Raw genomic sequence first — 20,976 nt, 5'->3', positions numbered from 1 at the left:
GGAGGCCCCAGCCCGCCATGACCGTCAACTCCCCTGTCCCGGACACCTTCGAGGACACTCCCGCCAAGGACCGCGACCCCGAGTGGTTCAAACGCGCCGTGTTCTACGAGGTCCTCGTCCGCTCCTTCCAGGACAGCAACGGCGACGGCGTCGGCGACCTCAAAGGCATCACCGCCAAACTCGACTACCTGCAATGGCTGGGAGTCGACTGCCTCTGGCTGCCACCCTTCTTCAAATCGCCCCTGCGGGACGGCGGATACGACGTATCCGACTACACCGCCGTCCTCCCCGAATTCGGCGACCTCGCCGACTTCGTGGAATTCGTCGACGCCGCCCACCAACGCGGCATGCGCGTCATCATCGACTTCGTGATGAACCACACCAGCGACCAGCACCCGTGGTTCCAGGAATCGAGGAAAGACCCCGACGGCCCCTACGGCGACTACTACATGTGGGCCGACGACGACAAACAGTACGGCGACGCCCGCATCATCTTCGTCGACACCGAAGTCTCCAACTGGACCTTCGACCCCGTCCGCAAGCAGTACTTCTTCCACCGCTTCTTCTCCCACCAGCCGGACCTCAACTACGAGAACCCGGCCGTGCAGGAGGAGATCCTGGCCGCCCTCCGCTTCTGGCTCGACCTCGGGATCGACGGCTTCCGGCTGGACGCGGTGCCCTATCTCTACGCGGCCGAGGGCACGAACTGCGAGAACCTGCCGGCCACGCACGAGTTCCTCAAACGGGTCCGCCGCGACATCGACATCCACTACCCGGACACGGTGATCCTCGCCGAGGCCAACCAGTGGCCCGAGGACGTCGTCGACTACTTCGGCGACTACGCCTCCGGCGGCGACGAATGCCACATGGCGTTCCACTTCCCCGTCATGCCCCGCATCTTCATGGCCGTCCGCAGGGAATCCCGCTACCCGGTCTCGGAAATCCTCGCCAAGACCCCCGCGATCCCCTCCCGCTGCCAATGGGGCATCTTCCTGCGCAACCACGACGAGCTCACCCTCGAAATGGTCACCGACGAGGAACGCGACTACATGTACGCGGAATACGCGAAGGACCCGCGTATGCGCGCCAACATCGGCATCCGCCGCCGGCTCGCACCCCTCCTCGACAACGACCGCAACCAGATCGAGCTCTTCACCGCCCTGCTGCTCTCCCTGCCCGGCTCGCCGATCCTCTACTACGGCGACGAGATCGGCATGGGCGACAACATCTGGCTCGGCGACCGCGACGCCGTCCGCACCCCCATGCAGTGGACACCCGATCGCAACGCAGGTTTTTCGTCCTGCGACCCCGGGCGGCTGTCCCTTCCCGTGATCATGGATCCCGTCTACGGCTATCAGGTCACCAACGTGGAGGCGTCGATGTCGTCGCCCTCCTCGCTGCTGCACTGGACCCGGCGCATGATCGAGATCCGCAAGCAGAACCCCGCCTTCGGCCTCGGGACCTACACCGAACTCCAGTCCTCCAACCCGGCCGTCCTCGCCTTCCTTCGCGAGGCCCCCCTGACGGCCGACGGAGGGGACGACGTGGTGCTGTGCGTGCACAACTTCTCGCGCTCCGCGCAGCCCACCGAACTCGACCTGCGCCGGTTCGACGGCCGCCATCCCGTCGAGCTGTTCGGCGGGGTCCGCTTTCCCGCCATCGGGGAACTGCCCTACCTGCTCACTCTCGCGGGACACGGCTTCTATTGGTTCCGGCTCACCAGAGCCGCGTCCCGGATCGGCCGCCGCCTGTGAGCGAGCGCCGGGGAAAGGATGGGTCACCGTGACGAAGACCGCACCCCTGCGACCGAGCAGCGCGAGCGGCGTCCGCTCCGTCGGACCGCTCGCCGCGCTGCTGTGCGAATGGCTGCCGCGGCAGCGCTGGTTCGCCGGCAAGGACCGGCCCCTCACCGACCTGCGCATGCTGTCGATGACCGAGCTGTACCCGGGCTGTCTGCATCTGCTCGTGCACGCCGATCAGTCGGGCGTGCCGACTCCCGGGGGCACTCCCCCGGCCGGCGACTGCTACCAGCTGCTGCTCGGCGTCCAGGAACACCTGTCGCCGCGGCTGGGACGGGCGCTGATCGGCAGGGTCGAGGACGGGCCGATGGCCGGCCTGACGGTCCATGACGCGCTGCAGGATCCCCGGTCGGCGCATCTGCTCCTGGAGCGGATGCGGCACCCCGGCACGCTGGGCCCGCTGTGCTTCGAGTCCGACCCTTCCGTGTCGCTGCCCCCCGGGCTCGCGCCGCGGCTGCTGGAGGCCGAGCAGTCCAACACCTCGCTGGTGTACGGGGACGCGTTCATCCTGAAGATCTTCCGGCGTATCCAGCCCGGGGTGAACCCCGATCTGGAGGTACCGGTCGCGCTGGCCGGGCAGGGGTGCGGGCGGGTGCCCGCGCCCGTGGCCTGGTTCCGCACGACCCACCCGCAGGAGGCGACGCTCGGCGTGCTCCAGCCGTTCCTGCCCGACGCGTCGGACGGCTGGACGCTGGCGCTGCGGGCCCTCGCCCGCGGGGAGGACTTCACGGCGGAGGCCGAGGAACTGGGGCGGGCCACTGCGGACGTCCACCTCGCGCTGGCCGCGGCGCTGCCGGCCGGTCCGGACGCCGAGGACGGGCGGACGGCGGCGGCGATGACGGAGCGGCTGGAGGCGGCCGCGCACCATGTGCCGGCGCTGCGCCCGTTCGTGCCGGGCCTCACCACCGCCTTCGGCGCGCTCTCCGTGTGCGACGCCGGCCCGCCCGCCCAGCGCATCCACGGGGACCTGCACCTCGGGCAGGTCCTGCGCGCCGGACGCGACTGGTTCGTCATCGACTTCGAGGGCGAACCGTCCCGTCCGCTGGCCGAGCGCCGCAGTGCCCACTCCCCGGTCCGGGACATCGCCGGGATGCTGCGCTCGTTCGACTACGCCGCCCGCCAGCGCCGTCCGTGGCGGCCGGAGTGGGCGCGCCGCTGCCGGGAGGCCTACTGCGCCGGCTACGCGGCCCGCGCGGGCTGGGACCCCCGTAAGAAGCATGCCCTGCTGCGTGCCTACGAGACGGACCGAGCCGTGTACGAAGTGCTGTACGAGGCCCGTAACCGTCCCGACTGGCTGCCCGTACCCATGGCGGCGATCGAACGACTCGCCGTCCGAGGAGGCTGACCCCTGTGGCCCTGCGTGACACCTCTCCGCCCGAGTCGGCCGGTCCCCGCCCGCGCACGGCGCCCGCGCTGGATCCGGCCGACCGTGGGCGCCTGCTCTCGGGCGCGCACCACGATCCGCACGCCCTGCTGGGCGCGCACCCGGTGCCGGGCGGGATCGTCTTCCGGGCGTTGCGGCCCTTCGCGGACGCGGTGAGTGTCGTGATCGACGGCGGTCCCACCCCGCTGGTCTCGGAGGGCGACGGTCTCTTCTCCGTCGTCCTGCCGCTCGACGCGGTGCCCGCGTACACGCTGCTGGTGTCGTACGAGGGCACCGAGCACAAGGTGGACGACCCCTACCGCTTCCTGCCCGCGCTCGGCGACCTGGATCTGCACCTCATCCGGGAGGGCCGGCACGAGGAGCTGTGGAAGGCGCTCGGCGCCGAGCCGATGGCCCACCAGGGTGTGACCGGCACCCGGTTCACGGTGTGGGCGCCGAACGCACAGGGGGTGCGCGTCGCCGGGGACTTCTGCTTCTGGGACGGGACCGCCTTCCCGATGCGATCCCTCGGTTCGTCCGGAGTGTGGGAGCTGTTCCTGCCCGGGATCGGCGAGGGCGCCCGGTACAAGTTCGAGATCACCTCGCGTCACGGCCACCGCTTCCTCAAGGCCGACCCGATGGCCCGGCGCGCGGAGGTGCCGCCGGACACCGCGTCGATCGTCCATGCCTCGCACTACGAGTGGGCGGACGAGGAGTGGATGGCGCACCGGGGGGACGTCCCCGTGCATGTGGCGCCGTTCTCCGTGTACGAGGTCCATCTGCCCTCCTGGCGACCCGGGCTGACGTTCCGCCGGCTTGCCGAGGAGCTCCCGCCGTACGTCGCCGACCTCGGCTTCACGCATGTGGAGTTCATGCCGGTCGCCCAGCATCCGTTCTCCGGTTCCTGGGGCTACCAGGTCACCGGGTTCTACGCGCCGGCCTCGCGCCTGGGCACGCCCGACGACTTCAAGTTCCTGGTGGACGCCCTGCACCGGGCCGGCATCGGCGTGATCGTGGACTGGGTGCCGGCGCACTTCCCCAAGGACGACTGGGCGCTGGGCCGGTTCGACGGGGAACCGCTGTACGAGCCCGGTGACTCCCGGCGGGCCGAGCATCCGGACTGGGGGACGTACGAGTTCGACTTCGGGCGTGTGGAGGTGCGCAACTTCCTCGTGGCGAACGCCACTTACTGGTGCGAGGAGTTCCACGTCGACGGGCTGCGGGTGGACGCCGTCGCCTCCATGCTCTACCTCGACTACTCGCGGGACTCCGGACAGTGGTCGCCCAACGTGTTCGGCGGCCGGGAGGACCTGGATGCCATGGCGTTCCTCCAGGAGATGAACGCGACGGTCTACCGCCGCAACCCGGGGGTGGTGACGATCGCGGAGGAGTCCACCGCGTGGGAAGGGGTGACCCGGCCGACCGACAGCGGCGGTCTGGGGTTCGGCCTCAAGTGGAACATGGGCTGGATGCACGACTCGCTGGAGTACATCGCCAAGGAGCCGGTGCACCGCAAGTACCACCACAACGAGATGACCTTCTCGATGGTGTACGCCTACAGCGAGAACTACGTGCTGCCCATCTCCCACGACGAGGTCGTCCACGGCAAGCAGGCGCTGGTCTCCAAGATGCCCGGCGACTGGTGGCAGCGGCGCGCCAACCACCGCGCGTACCTGGGGTTCATGTGGGCCCACCCCGGCAAGCAACTCCTCTTCATGGGGCAGGAGTTCGCCCAGGGCGCGGAGTGGTCCGAGGCCCACGGTCCCGAGTGGTGGCTGCTGGACCCGGGGTACGCGTCGGCGGGCGATCACCGGGGGGTGCGGGACCTGGTGCGTGATCTCAACACGGTCTACCGGGCCACCCCGGCCCTGTGGGAGCGGGACACCGATCCCGCCGGTTTCCGGTGGGTGGTCGGGGACGCCGCGGAGGACAACGTCTTCGCGTTCCTCCGTCTCGACGCCCAGGGCGCTCCGCTCCTCGCCGTCAGCAACTTCTCGCCGGTCGTGCGCCACGACTACCGGCTCGCCGTACCCGACGGGGTGCCGGCCTGGCGCGAGCTGCTCAACACCGACGCCGAGTGCTACGGCGGCAGCGGCCTCGTCCACCCCGGCCCCGTCGCGGCGCGGGACGGGGGGATCGCCCTCACCCTGCCGCCCCTGGCCACGGTGTGGCTGGCGCCGTCGTCCGTGTGAACCGCCCCGGCCGGGGCATTCGGGTGCGTACCACCCGCCAGAGAGAGGCCGCATCCCGTGCGCACCGTCGGAGTGGAGGAAGAACTCCTCCTGGTCGACCCGGAGACCGGGGAGCCCCAGGCCCTGTCAGCCGCCGTCCTCGCCCGCGCCTCCCGGCGCGGGGCCGAGGAGGACGTCTTCGAGAAGGAACTGCACAACCAGATGCTCGAGTTCAACACCCACCCGCAGTCGGGCATGGGCGAACTCGGCGCGGAGATCGTCCGCATACGCGGGGAGGCGGCGCGGCACGCGCGGGAGGCCGGGTGCGCGGTCGCCGCGCTCGCCACCTCGCCGTTGCCGGTGCGCCCGTCCGTCAGCATGAACCGGCGCTACCAGTGGATGGCCGAGCAGTACGGCATCGCGACGCGTGAGCAGATGGTGTGCGGCTGCCATGTCCATGTGTCCGTCGACTCGGACGAGGAGGGCGTCGCGGTCGTCGACCGGATCCGGCCCTGGCTGTCGGTGCTGACAGCCCTGAGTGCCAACTCGCCTTTCTGGCAGGGCTCGGAGACGGACTACAGCAGTTATCGCAGCCGGGTGTGGCAGCGCTGGCCGTCGGCCGGGCCGACCGAGCTGTTCGGGTCGGCGGACCGGTACCACCGGCGGGTGGCGGACATGGTGGCCACCGGCACGATCCTCGACGAGGGCATGGTCTACTTCGACGCCCGGCTGTCGGCGCGCTATCCGACGGTGGAGGTGCGGGTGGCGGACGTCTGTCTGCACGCGGACACCGCCGTGCTGATCGCCACGCTGGTGCGGGGGCTGGTCGAGACCGCCGCCCGGGACCGGGAGGCCGGCCGGGAGCCGCTGGACCACAGCGTGAGCCTGCTCCGGCTGGCCGGCTGGCGGGCCGCCCGCTCGGGGCTCACCGAGGACCTGCTGCACCCCGTGACCATGCGGCCGGTGCACGCCGAGACGGTCGTCCGGGCTCTGTTGGAGCATGTCCAGGACGCGCTGGCGGACAGCGGTGACCTGGAGCGGGCCCGCGCCTCCTGTGCCGAACTGCTGCGGCACGGCAACGGCTCCCGGTTGCAGCGCGAGGTGTGGGAGCGCACCGGCAGTCTGCGCGAGGTGGTCACCACCTGCGTGCAGCAGACCCAGGCCTGAGGCCGCCGCCCGGTTCCGGACCCGTGGTGCGTTCGGGGTCGGGATCGGCGTGGCTCATGCTCTCCGGGTCCCCCCGGACCGCCGACTTCACCGGCGGCAGGACGCCGGAAGTGACGGGGGCCCGGCAGGCCGAGATCATCAACGCGGATTACTTATTCGTTCCAGGCCACAACCGGTCCCACCTGGGCTAGATTCGGGCACCGTCGATAACAGTTCCCGTCGGCGGAGTCACAGCCCGTACACCTCAGGAGCAGCGCATGCGCGACTTCGCCCTCGCTCCCCCGGCCACCACGCCCCTGACCGGAGGTCTCGCCGACACCGTCTTCGAGACAGCCGCCCGCACTCCCACACTCCCCGTGCTCTCCCGCCGTCCGGACGGCGCCTCCACCGGCTGGGAGGAGGTGACGGCCGTCGAGCTGCGGGACGAGGTGGTCGACCTGGCGAAGGGGTTCGTGGCGTCCGGGATCTCGCCCGGCCACCGCGTCGCGATCATGGCGCGTACCCGGTACGAGTGGACGGTCCTGTGTCATGCGCTGTGGGCGGTGGGCGCCGAGGTCGTCCCGGTCTATCCGACGTCCTCGCGCGAGCAGGTCGAGTGGATCCTGCGGGACGCCAACTGTGTGGGCGTCGTCGTCGAGGACGAACAGAGTGTCATGACCGTGGGGTCGGTGTGCGCGGCCCTGCCCTCGCTGCGGAACGTCTGGCAGTTGGACGCCGGGGCGTTCGAACAACTCACGCGGCGCGGCGAGTTGGTGCCGATCACCACCGTGGACTCGCTGCGCCGGATCGTGCTGCCCGACTCCACCGCCGTGATCGCCTACACCTCCGGGACCTCGGGCCGGCCGCTGGGCTGTGCGCTGAGCCACCGCAGCCTGGCCAGCCCCTGCGACACGCTGCTGGCCGGCTGGGGGCACACGGCCGCGCCCGCCGGCCGACAGCCGAGCGTCCTCGCCTTCCTGCCGTTCTCCCACGTGTACGGGCTGATGATCCAGGGCCTGTGTCTGCGCGGCGGCATCCTGATGGGCCACGAACCCGATATCGGCGCGGAGGCGCTCGCCGAGTCGCTGCGCACCTTCCGTCCGACGTATCTGTACGCGGTGCCGTCGGTGTTCGAGAAGATCTACAAGAACTTCCTGCGGGCGGCCCAGGAGGCCGGCCGTGGCGCCCTGTTCGAGCGGGCGGCGGAGACGGCCCGGGACTTCGCGGCCGCCGTCGAGCGGCAGCGGCTGGGCCGCGGCTCGGGGCCCGGTTTCGACCTGCGACTCCAGCACGCCCTGTTCGAGCGGACGGTGTACCGCAGACTCCGGGCGGCGCTCGGCGGCCGCGTCCACCGCGCCACGTCGGGCGGCTCCCCGCTCCACCGCGATCTGTCCCTCTTCTTCGAGGGCATCGGCATCTATGTGCACGACGGGTACGGCCTGACCGAGACCAGCGGCGGGATCACGATGCAGCCGCTCGGCCGGGAGAAGTCGGGCACCGTCGGACAGGCCCTGCCGGGCGTGGACCTCCGGGTGGCGGACGACGGGGAGATCCTGGTGCGCGGCCCGTCGGTGTTCCAGGGCTATGTCAACGACGAGGCCGCGACGCGGGCCGCGCTGTGGGGCGGCTGGCTGGCCACGGGTGACCTCGGGTTCCTGGACTCGGACGGCTACCTCACGATCACCGGCCGCAAGAAGGACGTCATCATCACCAGCAGCGGCAAGAGTGTGGCGCCGGCCTCGCTGGAGCAGCGGTTGCGGATGCATCCGCTCGTCCACCAGGCCGTGGTCGTGGGTGACAACCGGCCCTGCGTGGGCGCGCTGATCACCCTGGACCCCGACTTCCTGGCGCACTGGCGCGGGAACCTGATGCTGCACGGCGACACCCAGAGCCGGGAGGCGCGCGAGGAGAACGCCCTGCGGGAGGAGGTCGGGCGGGCGGTGGCCGCCGCCAACAGCACGGTGTCCCGCTCGGAGTCGATCCGTGCCTTCCGCATCCTGCCGCAGGCGTTCGACCAGACCAACGGCCTGCTGACGCCCTCGATGAAGCTGCGCCGCGACTCGATCGTGGCGCACTACGCGGCCGAGATCGAGGCGATGTACCAGGCCCGGGCGCGGCTGCCCCGGCAGACCGCGCCGGAGGAGGTGCTGGGCTGGGACGACGCCGACGACGTGTTCCGGTGATCCGGACTGCCGGTGGACCCGGATCCGGACACGCTGCGTGGTCGGAGAGCCGGCGATCGTGTTCTGCCGTGACCGTATGCCGTCGGATGACGGACGCGTAGCCTGGCAGCCCTCGGGAACCCTGTAGGGGCGACGCCAGAGAGCCGTACGAGAAAGGACGACGGTCCCGGAGACTCAGGGGCCGCACTGACGACATGGCAACCGAGCCGCGTGGAAACGACGCACTGTCCGCCTGGGCGATTCCCAGCCGTACAGCCCGCTTCGAGGGCGAACCCCAGGACGTGACGGGTGCACGGCTGGCCACGGAGGAGTTCCTCCATGAGCTGGCCGGCACCGTGCCCCCCACGGCACCGGAGTGCTGGCACGACATCGTGCTGATCGTCACGGAGCTGGCGGCGAACGCCGTCCAGTACGCGCCGGGCCCCTTCGAGCTGTGCCTGCGCCCCACCTTCGACGGGGTGCACGTGACGCTGCACGACACCAACAGCACTCCGCCGTCTCCGCGGCCGTTCCATCCGGACAGCGGGGGCGGGGGTATCGGCTGGTATCTGGTGCACACCCTGTGCAGTCAGGTCAGCGTGGTGCCGAACGAGGCCGGCCAGGGCGAGGGGAAGGACGTGCACGTCTTCCTGCCGTGGTGAGTCCGACGGCAGGGCGGGAGCCGCGGGGCGGGGGTGCAGAGGCAGGGGCGGAGAATCCGCGCCCGCCTGTCAGCCCGGCCGGTCTGCGGTCCGGATCGGCACGAACACACTGATCGTCTTCCCGCCGCCGTTCTGTTTCTCGATGGCGATGTCCCGGGCCAGGCGGACGACCAGCGGCCAGCCGTAGCCGCCCACCCGGTGGCCGGCCGGGCGGGAGCCCGGTCCGCCCACCGCGGCGGGCACCGTGTCGCTGTGGTCGCGCACGGCCAGCCGGACCCCGTCCCGCACCGGCGTCATCTCGAACCCGGCCAGTCCGCCGCCGTGCCGGAGGGCGTTGGCCACCAGCTCCGACACGACCAGCAGCAGGTCGATGACGTCCTCCTCGCGTGCCGGCCGGGTGGACAGGTTCCACCGGGCGTCCACCACCGCGCGGGCGTGGGCCCGGGCCGCCGCGGCGGTCCTCACCGACGTCCCGGCCGTTTCCCGGGCGGGCACGGAGCGGGCGGGCGCGAGTCCCTCTTCCCTCATACCGATGGCGTTCCCCGTGGCGTCAGCCGGCGATAGTGGTCACCGACGGCGGTGAGGTACGCCGGGTCCGTCGTCTCGCTGTCGGTACGGAAGCGAGGCGCGTCCTTGACCTCGTCCCCGGTGCAGCCCAGGGTCACCTTGCGTTCCGTGTGGTCGACGCCCGTCACGACGCCCACCGGGACGACGGCGCTCCTGCCGAACAGCCACACGCCCGTGTCGACGACCAGATGCCGCATGCCGAGCGGGTCGGCCTCGCGTTCCACGTGCCCGAGGGTGCCGTCGGCCGTCATGACGGCATAGTCGGTCAGGTCCTGTCCTTCCGCGTGTCCACTGTCCGGCGTGTACGACCAGATTCCGTCGATGGTCACACTGCTCCCTTCTCGCGCTCCACAGCTGCCATTACCCGCCCGTGGCGCACGCATTCGGGGGCATGTCTGTCCGTTCCTGACCGAAGAGAGGGGGTATCAGCACCCATTGGAAAAGTCTGTACGGAACAACGGGCATGAGATGCGGAAGCCGGGGCAGACGGACTCCGTCATCGACCAGCTCGACGAACGGAGTGAGCGGCATGAATGCCGTGACGGCACACGCAACGACGGCCACGGCAGCGCGGGCGGGCACGGAGAGCCCGCACGGAGGGGTTCCGCTCATCGAGATGCCCACCCAGGTCAGCCCGAAGGACGCGCGGGAGCTCTCGCGCCGCTTCTTCGACCGGCTGGCCGTCGTGGAGGAGGGCACCCACGAGTACCAGTACGTACGCAACACCCTGATCGAGATGAACCTGTCCCTGGTGCGGTACGCGGCCTCCCGCTTCCGCGGCCGGGGCGACTCCATGGAGGACATCGTCCAGGTCGGCACGATCGGGCTGATCAAGGCCATCGACCGGTTCGAGCTGACCCGCGAGGTCGAGTTCACCTCGTTCGCCATTCCGTACATCGTCGGCGAGATCAAGCGGTTCTTCCGGGACACGAGCTGGGCCGTGCACGTGCCGCGCAGGCTCCAGGAGGCACGGGTCGAACTGGCCAAGGCCACCGAGGAGTTGCAGACGCGGCTCGGCCGGATGCCCACCACCCGTGAGCTCTCGCAGCTGATGTCGCTGTCGGAGGAGGAGGTCATCGAGGCGCGCAAGGCGTCCAACGGCTACACCTCCGCCTCCCTCGACGCGGCCCTGACCTCCGACGGCGGCGCGGACGGCGAGTCCGTGCTGGCCGACTTCCTCGGTGCCGAGGAGCCGGCGCTGGAGCTGGTGGAGGACTTCCACTCGCTGGCGCCGCTGATCGCCGAACTCGGCGAGCGGGAGCGGCGGATCATCCATATGCGGTTCGTCGAGGAGCGGACGCAGGCGGAGATCGGCAGGGAGCTCGGCATCTCCCAGATGCATGTGTCGCGACTGATCAGCCGCATGGTGCAGCGGCTGCGGACCGGCCTGCTGGGGGCCGAGATCGCCTGACCGCGAAACTCCGGTCGTGACATTGCCCGGGACGGCTTCCAGCCGTCCCGGGCAAAGCTGTGCGAGTACCCCGCTTCCGTTCGTGTATGCATGGTGCCCGTCGTCTGGAATTCCTGTGTGTGCAAAGTGGGCGACGCTTTGTTGCGCCGCGCTCCGGTGGGTTAGCCTGCGGCGGATTTCTCTCATCGCGCACATCCGTGAACTGCGGAAATCCACGTACGACATGCGGGGCCGTCCACCTGGGCGGCCCGGTTCCGAGTCCCCGTCCGGGGGGCTCCTGGGGAGCGGAACGAGGGTAGGCATGACCAGCAACGCGACCGAGTCCTTGGACGCGGTTCCCGGCGACCACGAGCTCAGGCAGCTCCTGGCAGGCCTGACGGCCGTACGGGACGGGGACTTCGGTACCCGGCTGCCCACCGACGGGGACGGTCTCCTGGGTGACATCGCCACCGTCTTCAACGGCATGGTCGACCAGCTGTCCGTCTTCACGTCCGAGGTCACCCGGGTGGCCCGGGAGGTGGGCACCGAGGGAACCCTGGGCGGCCAGGCCGAGGTGCCCGGGGTCTCCGGGACCTGGGCCGACCTGACGGACTCCGTGAACGCCATGGCGGGCAACCTGACGACCCAGGTGCGGGACATCGCCCAGGTGGCGACCGCGGTCGCCAAGGGCGACCTGTCACAGAAGATCGACGTGCCGGCCCGGGGCGAGATCCTTCAGCTGAAGGAGACCGTCAACACGATGGTCGACCAGCTCTCCGCCTTCGCCGACGAGGTCACCCGCGTCGCCCGCGAGGTCGGCACCGAAGGACGCCTCGGCGGCCAGGCACAGGTGCCCGGGGTCGCCGGGGTGTGGCGGGACCTCACCGATTCGGTCAACTTCATGGCCGGGAACCTCACCAACCAGGTCCGCAACGTCGCCCAGGTGACCACGGCGGTGGCCAAGGGCGACCTCTCCCAGAAGATCACCGTCGACGCCCGCGGCGAGATCCTCGAACTCAAGAACACCATCAACACGATGGTCGACCAGCTCTCCGCCTTCGCCGACGAGGTCACCCGCGTCGCCCGCGAGGTCGGCACCGAGGGACGCCTCGGCGGCCAGGCCGACGTCAAGGGCGTCAAGGGCACCTGGCGGGACCTCACCGATTCGGTCAACTTCATGGCCGGGAACCTCACCAACCAGGTCCGCAACGTCGCCCAGGTGGCGACCGCGGTGGCCAAGGGCGACCTCTCCCAGAAGATCACCGTCGACGCACGCGGCGAGATCCTCGAACTCAAGAACACCATCAACACGATGGTCGACCAGCTCTCCGCCTTCGCCGACGAGGTCACCCGCGTCGCCCGCGAGGTCGGCACGGCGGGCAACCTGGGCGGCCAGGCCACGGTCCGCGGGGTGTCGGGCACCTGGAAGGACCTCACCGACAACGTCAACGTCATGGCGTCGAACCTGACGGGCCAGGTGCGCTCCATCGCCCAGGTCGCCACCGCCGTGGCCCGCGGCGACCTCTCGCAGAAGATCACCGTCGAGGCCAAGGGCGAGGTCGCCGCGCTGGCGGACGTCATCAACACGATGGTGGACACCCTGTCCGCCTTCGCCGACGAGGTGACCCGGGTGGCCCGCGAGGTCGGCACCGAGGGCCGGCTCGGCGGCCAGGCGCAGGTGCCGAACGTGGCCGGCACCTGGAAGGACCTCACCGACAACGTCAACTCGATGGCCAACAACCTCACTGGCCAGGTCCGCAACATCGCGCTGGTGACCACGGCGGTGGCCCGCGGCGACCTGTCGAAGAAGATCGACGTGGACGCCCGGGGCGAGATCCTCGAGCTCAAGACGACCATCAACACGATGGTCGACCAGCTCTCCGCCTTCGCCGACGAGGTCACCCGCGTCGCCCGCGAGGTCGGCACCGAGGGACGCCTCGGCGGCCAGGCCGAGGTGGAGGGGGTCTCGGGCACCTGGAAGCGCCTCACGGAGAACGTCAACGAACTGGCCGGGAACCTGACCCGGCAGGTGCGCGCGATCGCCGGGGTCACGAGCGCCGTCGCGGAGGGCGATCTGACCCGGTCGATCACCGTGGTCGCCTCCGGCGAGGTCGCCGAGCTCAAGGACAACATCAACTCGATGGTGGAGTCCCTGCGCGAGACCACCCGGGCCAACCAGGAGCAGGACTGGCTCAAGACCAACCTGGCGCGTATCTCCGGTCTCATGCAGGGCCACCGCGACCTGCCCGTGGTCGCCGAGCTGATCATGGACGAGCTGGTGCCGCTGGTGTCGGCCCAGTTCGGCGCCTTCCACCTCGCCGAAGACGGCGAGCACGGCCCGGAGCTGCGGCTCGTGGGCGCCTACGGCTATCCCGCCGACGACGAGCGTCCCACCCGTATCCCGTTCGGCCGCTCGCTGGTCGGCCAGGCCGCGCGCAGCCGCCGGACGATCATCGTCGACGAACTGCCGGCCGGTTACGTCACCATCTCCTCGGGCCTCGGCCAGATGGAGCCCAGGGCCCTGGTCCTGCTGCCCATCGTCTTCGAGGGGCAGGTGCTCGGCGTCATCGAACTGGCGTCGGTCGGCGCGTTCACACAGTTCCACCGGGACTTCCTGGAACAGCTGAGGGTGACCATCGGCGTCAACGTCAACACCATCGTGGCGAACGCCCGCACCGACGAACTGCTCGACGAGTCCCAGCGGCTGACCGCCGAACTCCAGGCCCGGTCCGCCGAGTTGCAGTCCCAGCAGGAGGAACTCCAGCACTCCAACGCCGAACTGGAGGAGAAGGCCTCCCTGCTGGTGGCGCAGAACCGTGACATCGAGGCGAAGAACCTCCAGATCGAGCAGGCCCGGCAGGACCTGGAGGCGCGGGCTCAGCAGCTGTCCCTCGCGTCGAAGTACAAGTCGGAGTTCCTGGCGAACATGAGCCACGAGCTGCGCACCCCGCTCAACAGCCTGCTCATCCTGGCCCAGTTGCTGGCTCAGAACCCCTCGCGCAACCTCACGCCGAAGCAGGTCGAGTACGCGGGCATCATCCACTCGGCCGGCTCGGACCTGCTCCAGCTGATCAACGACATCCTGGACCTGTCGAAGGTCGAGGCCGGCAAGATGGACGTCTCGCCGGAGCAGGTGTCGCTGCGGCAGCTCATCGAGTACGTCGAGGCGACCTTCCGCCCCATGACGACGCAGAAGAGTCTCGAGTTCACGGTGAGCACGGCCACCGGCGCCCCCGCCGACCTGCTCACCGACGACTCCCGGCTGCGCCAGGTGCTGCGCAACCTGCTGTCCAACGCCGTGAAGTTCACCGAGCAGGGCAGTGTCGAGCTGCGCATCGAGCCGGCCTCCGACGAGGAGGTGCCGAGCAGCGTGGTCCGCAGCAGCACCGTGGTGGCGTTCCGGGTGAGGGACACCGGCATCGGCATCCCGGAGCAGCAGCTGGAGACCATTTTCGGTGCCTTCCAGCAGGCGGACGGCACCACCAGCCGCAAGTACGGCGGCACGGGCCTGGGGCTGTCGATCACCCGGGAGATCGCGCATCTGCTCGGCGGCGCGGTCACCGTGGACAGCACACCGGGTCGGGGCAGCACCTTCACGCTCTACCTGCCGGTCGCGCGGCGGGACTTCCAGGAGGTCGTCGACGGGGTCCGGCCGGTGGAGCGCGCCCTCGCCGGGCCGCCCGCGGCGATCCCCCTCGGCTCCCCCGGTACGCCCACGGCCGTCGGAGCGGCCCGGCGGCCGCGTCGGCTGCTGGTGGTGGAGGAGCGGCCCCGCGGCCTGCTGACCCTGGTCGCCGAGAGCGTCGTGGCGGACATGGCACGCGGCCGGGAGGACGGCACGTCGGCGGCGCCGGTCGACATCGTCACCGCCGTCGGGGCGCACGAGGCCGCGGGCGCGCTGGCCGCCGAGCCCTGCCACTGCGTCGTCCTGGAACTGGGCATGCCCGACGCGGAGGCCTCCCGGTTCCTCGAGGCCCTGCACGACGACTCGGTGCTGACGGGCGTTCCGGTGCTCGTGCACAGCGGGCACCGCGCGGACCTCGCCCAGGAGGAGAGCCTGCAGTCCCGGGCGGCCGGCAAGCCGATGGAGTTCCTGTCCAGCCTGGACGAACTGCGCGAGCGCATCACGTTGCACCTCTCCGCCGAACAGCCGGGTGACGTGCTCGCCCTGGTCCGTCCCGACGAGCCCCAGCACGTGGCGCCGCACCTCCCGGACGACGCCGTCGTGGGCCGGACGGTCCTGGTCGTCGACGACGACGCGCGCAACCTGTTCGCGCTCAGCGGGATCCTGGAACTGCACGGCATCCGCGTGCTGCACGCGGAGAACGGGCGCGAGGGGATCGACACGCTGCGCAACAACCCGGACATCGCGCTGGTGCTGATGGACGTGATGATGCCCGAGATGGACGGGTACACCGCCACGGCGGAGATCCGCCGCATGTCCGAGTACGCCGATCTGCCCATCGTCGCGGTGACCGCGAAGGCCATGCCCGGGGACCGGGAGAAGAGCCTCGACTCGGGGGCCAGCGACTACGTCACCAAGCCCGTCGACACCCATGACCTCATGTCCTGCGTCCGACGCTGGCTGACCGTCTGAGGACGTTCGCCCCGCCCGAGCCACCAGGCGTCCCAGCCGAGGAGTCCGCACACCGTGAGCATTCCCGCACAGCCCACCAAACCCGGCGAGGGCCGGGCCCTGCCCGTACCGGCCGGAGAGCAGCCCGGACCCGTGGACGGCGTGAGCCCGCCGGAGCCGGAGGGCACCGCCACGCCCTCACCCGTGGGCCGGCTCGCCGCCACCGTGGACCGGCTGCGCCGGGAGGTCCTGGAGGCCCAGGCGGAGGCCGACGGGCGCGCCCTGGTCGAACTGGCCAAGGGCATCCTGGTGGAGCGCCTCGGCTGCGGCCCGAGCGAGGCGGCACAGCAGCTGTCCGTGCTGGCCGGGCAGTCCGGCCTGAGTCCGCTGGAGTTCGCGGTGGACGTCATCAACCAGGCCGCCAAGGACCGCGTGTCGGAGGTGACACAGGCCTTCCTGGCGGCCGTCGGAAAGCCGGAGGATCCCGGGGAGCAGTCGGCGGCCGTGCGGTTGCGGGCCGCCGAGAGCGGGGCGCTGGCCGCCGCGCACGACACCCAGGCCGTCGCCGACTCGCTGCTCCAGCACGCGCTGGGTCCGCTGGGCGCGGTCGCCGTGGCGATCTGGGCGGCGGGCTCCGACGGTTCGCTGACCCTCGCCGGCAGCGCGGGGTTCTCCCCCGGCGAGGCCGAGCGCTGGCGGTACGTGCCGCCGGACGTGGCCACGGTGGCCCGCAGCGGCCTCACCGAGGGGGCGACCCAGTGGATCGAGTCGCTGGCCCGGACCGGGCTGCCCACCATCGGCCGTCATCTGCACCCGGACGGCGGCCGCGCGGCCGTGCCCGCCGGCAGCGCCGGACGCGTGGACGGGGTCCTGGAGATCGCCTGGCCGGCCCCGCTGGACCGGCAGCCGCCCCAGGTGGTGCGCCAGGTGGAGGCCCTGGCGGACCTGTGTGCCCACACGCTCCAGGCGTACTCGCATGTCCGGGGCCCCGACCAGGATCCGCTCGTCCTGCCGGACACGGCGGAGCTGATGGACCTGACGGACGGGCTGCACGACCCGGCCCTGGTGCTGGTGCCGCACGTCGACGCGGCCGGAAAGCTCGTGGACTTCCGCATCCAGCACGTCAACGACCGCTTCCTCGACCCCGCGGGCCGGCCCCGCGCGGTGGTCAACGGGGCGCTGCTGCTCGAGGCCTACCCGATGGCCGCCGGCGGCGGTGACCTCTTCCAGCGGATCGAGCGCGTGCACGCCACCGGCGAGCCGTTCCGGGCGCGCCGGATGAGTCTGACCGCGCTGGTCGGCGAGGTGCCGCTGGCCGCGGTCGCGGACCTCAGCATCAGCCGGCACGGCAGCTGCGTGCTGCTGATCTGGCGGATCGAGGACGAGACGGCGCGCCTGGCCAGCCTCCTGCAGAACGCCCAGCGACTCGGCCGCATCGGTGGTTTCGAGGAGGACCTGCTCACCGGCGAGACCACCTGGAACGGGCAGCTGTTCACCCTGTACGGGCGGCCCGAGTCGAGCCCGCCGGTGCCGCTGGAGGAGTTGGCCGCGCACACCCATCCCGATGACGCGGTCGTCGTCGGCCGGCTGCTGCGCACGCTGCTGCACGGCCGCCGTCCGGCTTCCGCCGCCTTCCGGCTCCAGCGGCCGGACGGGGTGACCCGGCACATGCGGATCGTCGCCGAGCCGGTGCTCGACACCGACGAACGGCTGGTCGCCGTGCGCGGCGCGTACCAGGACATCTCCTCGCAGCACTGGACGGAGGTGGCGCTCGCCGCCACCCGCGACCAGCTCGCGCAGAGCGAGCAGCACGCCAGCGAGCGCAGCAGGCTGGCCCTCCAGCTCCAGCACGCCATCATGCCGCCCACCCGGGCGCCCCTGGAGGCCCCCGGGCTCCAGGTGGCGGTCCGCTACCGGCCTGCCGAGGAGGAGCACCTGGTGGGTGGCGACTGGTACGACGCCGTCGTGCTGCCCTCCCGGCTCGTGATGCTGTGCGTGGGCGACGTGGCCGGGCACGGCATCGAGGCGGCGACCAGCATGGTGGTGCTGCGCAACGCGCTGCGCGGACTGGCGGTGACCGGGGCGGGGCCCGGTCAGCTGCTGTCCTGGCTCAACATCGTCGCCCACCATCTGACCGGTTCGATCACGGCCACGGCCGTGTGCGGCCTGTACGACCCCTCCCGGCACACCCTGCGCTGGGCGAGGGCGGGCCATCTGCCGCCGGTGCTGGTGCGGGACGCCCAGGCGGCGCCGCTGCCCCTGCTGAAGGGGATGCTGCTGGGCGCCGTACCGGAGACGGTGTACGAGGAGGAGGAGGTCCAGCTCGCGGCCGACGACACCCTGCTGATGTACACCGACGGCCTGATCGAGCGGCGCGACCGGTCCGTGGAGGAGTCGCTGACCCAGTTGCTGGTGCAGGCCCGCACGGTGCCGCCGACGCTGGACCAGCAGCTGGACCGGCTGCTCACCTACAGCAGGTCCGACACGGACGACGACACCTGCATCGTGGGCATCCGGCTGCGCTAGGCAGCCGTCCTGTGACGGTCTTGCGTCGTGTGTGCATGGTGGGGAGGTTCGGGGGTATCCGCCTGTGCGCGACACCAGGTCGGGGATCCGCAGACGGAAGGGCAGGACACACGAAAGATGACGACCGTCCCGTGCGGCCTCCCGCGCGTCCTCGCCGGCCGTCGCCGCGCATCGAAGTCGCCCACCGGGGTAGACGCTCCCGACCGTCAGCTTTCGGAGGTACGTGTGTCCATTGCCCAGAACCCCCTGTCCGTCGAGGTCACCCTGCCTCGCGAGGACGTCGCCCTGGTCACGGTCGAGGGTCATCTCGACCTCGACACGGCGACCGATCTGCAGGCCCATCTGGCCAATCAGCTGCACCACGGCCGGCGACATTTCCTCCTCGACCTCTCGGCGGTTCCGTTCATGGACTCGTCCGGCATGAACATCATCCTGCGGGTGTACCAGGAGGCCCGGGGGCTGCCGGGGAGCGTGCACGTGATCGCTCCCACACCGGCCGTGCGCCGGGTCCTGGACCTCACCGGGGTCAGCCTCACGGTGCCCATATCGGAGAAGGTCGACGAGGCTCTGGCGCTCGTCGACCGGCAGCAGCTCCCGGACGGCCCGCAGGACTGACCGGGACCTGGCGGCGGCCGTCCGGCGGATACAAAAAAGCGCGCAGGGACGGCCGACCGCCGTCCAATACTTGTCATTTGACAACTATGCACGTAAGGCAACAGAGTGAGCGGGACAGTGATGCGGGAGGGAAGACGGATGTGCCTGTGGGCGAACCCGATCACCCGGGGACACCGTCAGGCGGTACGGGCGTCACTGGCGTCGGAGTCGTGGATCTGTTCGGCCGCGGCCGCACAGAACGCCTCCAGCCCTCTCAGCAACGCCGCGCGCTGCACGGCGGGCATCTGCTCCAGCACGCTTTCCAGCGCTGCCTCACGACGTGATCTGAGGTCGGCGAGGAAGGCGCTGCCCCGGCGGCTCAGGAAGAGCTCCAGCTCCCGGCGGCTCTCGGCGGCGACCCTGCGTTCGACGAAGCCGACGGCCTGGAGGCGGTCGCACAGGCGGCTGGTGGACGGCGGTGTGGACCCGAGGAACTCGGCGAGGGTGCGCAGGTTGATGCCCTCGTGGTGCTCCAGGATGAACAGCACGCGCAACTGGGAGGCGGAGACCGGTGCCGTCGAGGCACGGCCCCAGAGGACTTCCAACAGCTCCGCCGCCTCTGAGGTCACACGCGCCACCTGGAGCGGCTGCGGGCGCGAGGAGGAGGACATCACGGTCACACTCTCGCAGGCTTCTCGACGGCTGTCAGCCCACCCCCGCCGCCGGGGGCGCCACGGGCACGACGCCACGACCTTCCGGGGAACGCCGTGACCGACCAGGTGAACAGACTCGTCGCCGCCGGGCGCGCCCTGCGCTCCGCGGCCCCGCACCAGCTGCCCGACGCCCTGAGCCAGGTGCTGCGCACCCAGTACGCGGCACAGGCCGTGGAGCTGCGGCTGGCCGACTACGGGCTGACGGTACTGCTGCCCGTGCCGCCCGCGCCGAGCGGCACGAAGTCGGCACCGGTGCAGGGCAGTGCGCCGGGTCGGGCCTTCGGGTCGCAGCAGCCGTACGTCGAGGAGCCGGCCGACGGCCGGGTGCGGGCGCATCTGCCCGTGACCGTGCGCGGCGACCGGCTGGGCGTGCTGTCCCTGACGCTGCCCGCGCGCAGCCGGGAGTCGCTCGCCGAACTCACCGAGCTGGCCGAGCTCCTGGGGCACGAGCTGGTCGTCGCCGAACGCGACACCGACCTGTACGCGCGGGCCCGCCGCAGGGAACGGCTGACGCTGGCCGCGGAGATGCAGTGGCAGCTCCTCCCGGCCCGCTCGTGTGCCCGGGAGGAGTACGCCCTGGGTGCCCAACTCGAACCCGCCTACGCCATCTTCGGCGACAACTTCGACTGGGAGGCGTCCGCCGACCATCTGCTGGTCTACGTCACCAACGGGATGGGCGAGGGCATCGAGGCCTCCCTGCTGACCAGCCTCGGCATCAACGCGCTGCGCAACGCGCGTCGCGCCGGCATCCCGATCGAGGACCAGGCGGCCCTGGCCGACCAGGCGCTCTACGCCCACTACCGGGGCGAGGCGCACCTGTCGGTCCTGCTGGTGGACATCGAGCTGTCCACGGGGCGGATGCGGGTCGTCGACGCGGGCTCACCACAACTGCTGCTCCTGCGCGACCGGGTGCTGTCCCTCGTGGACCTCGACGCGCAGCTGCCGCTGGGCATGTTCGAGGAGACCGACTACGTCGCCCAGGAGCTGACCCTGCTGCCCGGCGACCGGCTGCTCTTCGTCAGCGACGGCGTCCACGGGGTCGCGGCGCCGGGCGGCGAGTCGTACGGCGAGCACGCCCTCGCGCGGGCGCTCGGCAACGCCGCCCTGCTGCCGGCGGCGGACGTCCCGGCCGCGGTGCTGCGCGGGCTGACCGGGCACCGGGGAAGGCCCGAGCCGGACGACGACGCACTGGTCGTGTGTCTCGACTGGTTCGGGAGACGGCCCGCGTCGTAGCCCGCCGCCCACCATCCGCCTCCGGCGGGCCCGCGGTGGCGACAGAGAAGCCGACCAAGACTTAGAGGAGAGAA

15 protein-coding genes are annotated in these 20,976 nt (G+C 71.0%); 11 read left to right on the top strand and 4 right to left on the bottom strand.

The genetic code is table 11. From position 1 onward, the window contains the following. Positions 1-17 precede the first annotated feature (17 nt). The 4 genes from treS to OG933_RS40240 are packed head-to-tail and all read left to right on the top strand — an operon-like array spanning position 18 to position 6,500. A complete protein-coding gene (gene treS, locus OG933_RS40255) occupies positions 18-1,754 on the top strand; it encodes a maltose alpha-D-glucosyltransferase (protein WP_327181155.1) in 1,737 nt (578 codons plus the stop codon). A gap of 28 nt (positions 1,755-1,782) precedes the next feature. After that, a complete protein-coding gene (locus OG933_RS40250) occupies positions 1,783-3,144 on the top strand; it encodes a maltokinase N-terminal cap-like domain-containing protein (RefSeq protein ID WP_020126273.1) in 1,362 nt (453 codons plus the stop codon). A 5-nt stretch (positions 3,145-3,149) separates the two neighbouring features. Then, positions 3,150-5,354, top strand: coding sequence for a 1,4-alpha-glucan branching enzyme (gene glgB / locus OG933_RS40245; RefSeq protein ID WP_362531128.1), 2,205 nt, complete (start codon positions 3,150-3,152; stop codon positions 5,352-5,354). Positions 5,355-5,411: 57 nt separating this feature from the next. Further along, entirely contained in the window at positions 5,412-6,500 is a 1,089-nt protein-coding gene (locus tag OG933_RS40240; RefSeq protein ID WP_405632027.1) for a glutamate--cysteine ligase, read from the top strand. Here the strand turns inward: OG933_RS40240 and OG933_RS40235 are convergent. Further along, complete coding sequence (locus OG933_RS40235; protein ID WP_362531137.1) at positions 6,469-6,558, bottom strand: DUF6480 family protein; 90 nt, start codon at positions 6,556-6,558, stop codon at positions 6,469-6,471. The two genes, OG933_RS40240 and OG933_RS40235, sit on opposite strands and share 32 nt — an antisense overlap. A gap of 199 nt (positions 6,559-6,757) precedes the next feature. Between OG933_RS40235 and OG933_RS40230 the strand changes: the two genes are divergently transcribed. After that, a complete protein-coding gene (locus OG933_RS40230; RefSeq protein ID WP_362531121.1) occupies positions 6,758-8,662 on the top strand; it encodes an AMP-dependent synthetase/ligase in 1,905 nt (634 codons plus the stop codon). 194 nt (positions 8,663-8,856) lie between these two features. Next, the gene (locus tag OG933_RS40225; RefSeq protein ID WP_405632026.1) at positions 8,857-9,303 is read left to right on the top strand and encodes an ATP-binding protein; all 447 of its coding nucleotides are present in this window, start codon (positions 8,857-8,859) and stop codon (positions 9,301-9,303) included. 69 nt (positions 9,304-9,372) lie between these two features. Here OG933_RS40225 and OG933_RS40220 read toward each other — a convergent pair whose 3' ends face one another. Next, complete coding sequence (locus tag OG933_RS40220) at positions 9,373-9,831, bottom strand: ATP-binding protein (protein WP_405632024.1); 459 nt, start codon at positions 9,829-9,831, stop codon at positions 9,373-9,375. Further along, positions 9,828-10,199, bottom strand: a complete 372-nt coding sequence (locus OG933_RS40215) for a PRC-barrel domain containing protein (RefSeq protein ID WP_327181162.1) — start codon at positions 10,197-10,199, stop codon at positions 9,828-9,830. Before OG933_RS40215 ends, OG933_RS40220 begins: the two co-directional genes overlap by 4 nt. A gap of 200 nt (positions 10,200-10,399) precedes the next feature. Here OG933_RS40215 and OG933_RS40210 point away from each other — a divergent pair, with 200 nt between their 5' ends. The 4 genes from OG933_RS40210 to OG933_RS40195 all read left to right on the top strand — a co-directional run bounded on the left by OG933_RS40210 (position 10,400) and on the right by OG933_RS40195 (position 18,977). Next, positions 10,400-11,281 (top strand): RNA polymerase sigma factor SigF, encoded by an 882-nt coding sequence (locus tag OG933_RS40210; RefSeq protein ID WP_372481665.1) that lies wholly within the window; start codon positions 10,400-10,402, stop codon positions 11,279-11,281. Positions 11,282-11,582: 301 nt separating this feature from the next. After that, positions 11,583-15,857 (top strand): HAMP domain-containing protein, encoded by a 4,275-nt coding sequence (locus OG933_RS40205; protein WP_405632022.1) that lies wholly within the window; start codon positions 11,583-11,585, stop codon positions 15,855-15,857. A 132-nt stretch (positions 15,858-15,989) separates the two neighbouring features. After that, a complete protein-coding gene (locus OG933_RS40200; protein WP_362531135.1) occupies positions 15,990-18,362 on the top strand; it encodes a SpoIIE family protein phosphatase in 2,373 nt (790 codons plus the stop codon). Between the two features lie 225 nt (positions 18,363-18,587). Further along, positions 18,588-18,977: an STAS domain-containing protein gene (locus OG933_RS40195; protein ID WP_362531113.1), complete on the top strand. Its 390-nt coding sequence runs from the start codon at positions 18,588-18,590 to the stop codon at positions 18,975-18,977. A gap of 176 nt (positions 18,978-19,153) precedes the next feature. Here the strand turns inward: OG933_RS40195 and OG933_RS40190 are convergent, their stop codons facing one another. Next, a complete protein-coding gene (locus tag OG933_RS40190; protein ID WP_362531111.1) occupies positions 19,154-19,627 on the bottom strand; it encodes a MarR family transcriptional regulator in 474 nt (157 codons plus the stop codon). Between the two features lie 96 nt (positions 19,628-19,723). Between OG933_RS40190 and OG933_RS40185 the strand changes: the two genes are divergently transcribed. After that, positions 19,724-20,902: a PP2C family protein-serine/threonine phosphatase gene (locus OG933_RS40185; protein ID WP_362531108.1), complete on the top strand. Its 1,179-nt coding sequence runs from the start codon at positions 19,724-19,726 to the stop codon at positions 20,900-20,902. Positions 20,903-20,976 lie beyond the last annotated feature (74 nt).

Origin of the sequence: Streptomyces sp. NBC_00016 (genome assembly GCF_045040885.1) — a bacterium.
In the GTDB taxonomy this organism is placed as follows: Bacteria; Actinomycetota; Actinomycetes; order Streptomycetales; family Streptomycetaceae; genus Streptomyces; species Streptomyces coriariae.
This window is presented reverse-complemented; position numbering and strand designations above follow the sequence as displayed.

Coding starts and splice junctions, on each gene's coding strand:
- treS (WP_327181155.1), top strand. CDS start 18: ATGACCGTCAACTCCCCTGTCCCGGACACCTTCGAGGACACTCCCGCC.
- OG933_RS40235 (WP_362531137.1), bottom strand. CDS start 6,558: ATGAGCCACGCCGATCCCGACCCCGAACGCACCACGGGTCCGGAACCG.
- OG933_RS40230 (WP_362531121.1), top strand. CDS start 6,758: ATGCGCGACTTCGCCCTCGCTCCCCCGGCCACCACGCCCCTGACCGGA.
- OG933_RS40225 (WP_405632026.1), top strand. CDS start 8,857: ATGGCAACCGAGCCGCGTGGAAACGACGCACTGTCCGCCTGGGCGATT.
- OG933_RS40220 (WP_405632024.1), bottom strand. CDS start 9,831: ATGAGGGAAGAGGGACTCGCGCCCGCCCGCTCCGTGCCCGCCCGGGAA.
- OG933_RS40210 (WP_372481665.1), top strand. CDS start 10,400: ATGAATGCCGTGACGGCACACGCAACGACGGCCACGGCAGCGCGGGCG.
- OG933_RS40205 (WP_405632022.1), top strand. CDS start 11,583: ATGACCAGCAACGCGACCGAGTCCTTGGACGCGGTTCCCGGCGACCAC.
- OG933_RS40190 (WP_362531111.1), bottom strand. CDS start 19,627: ATGTCCTCCTCCTCGCGCCCGCAGCCGCTCCAGGTGGCGCGTGTGACC.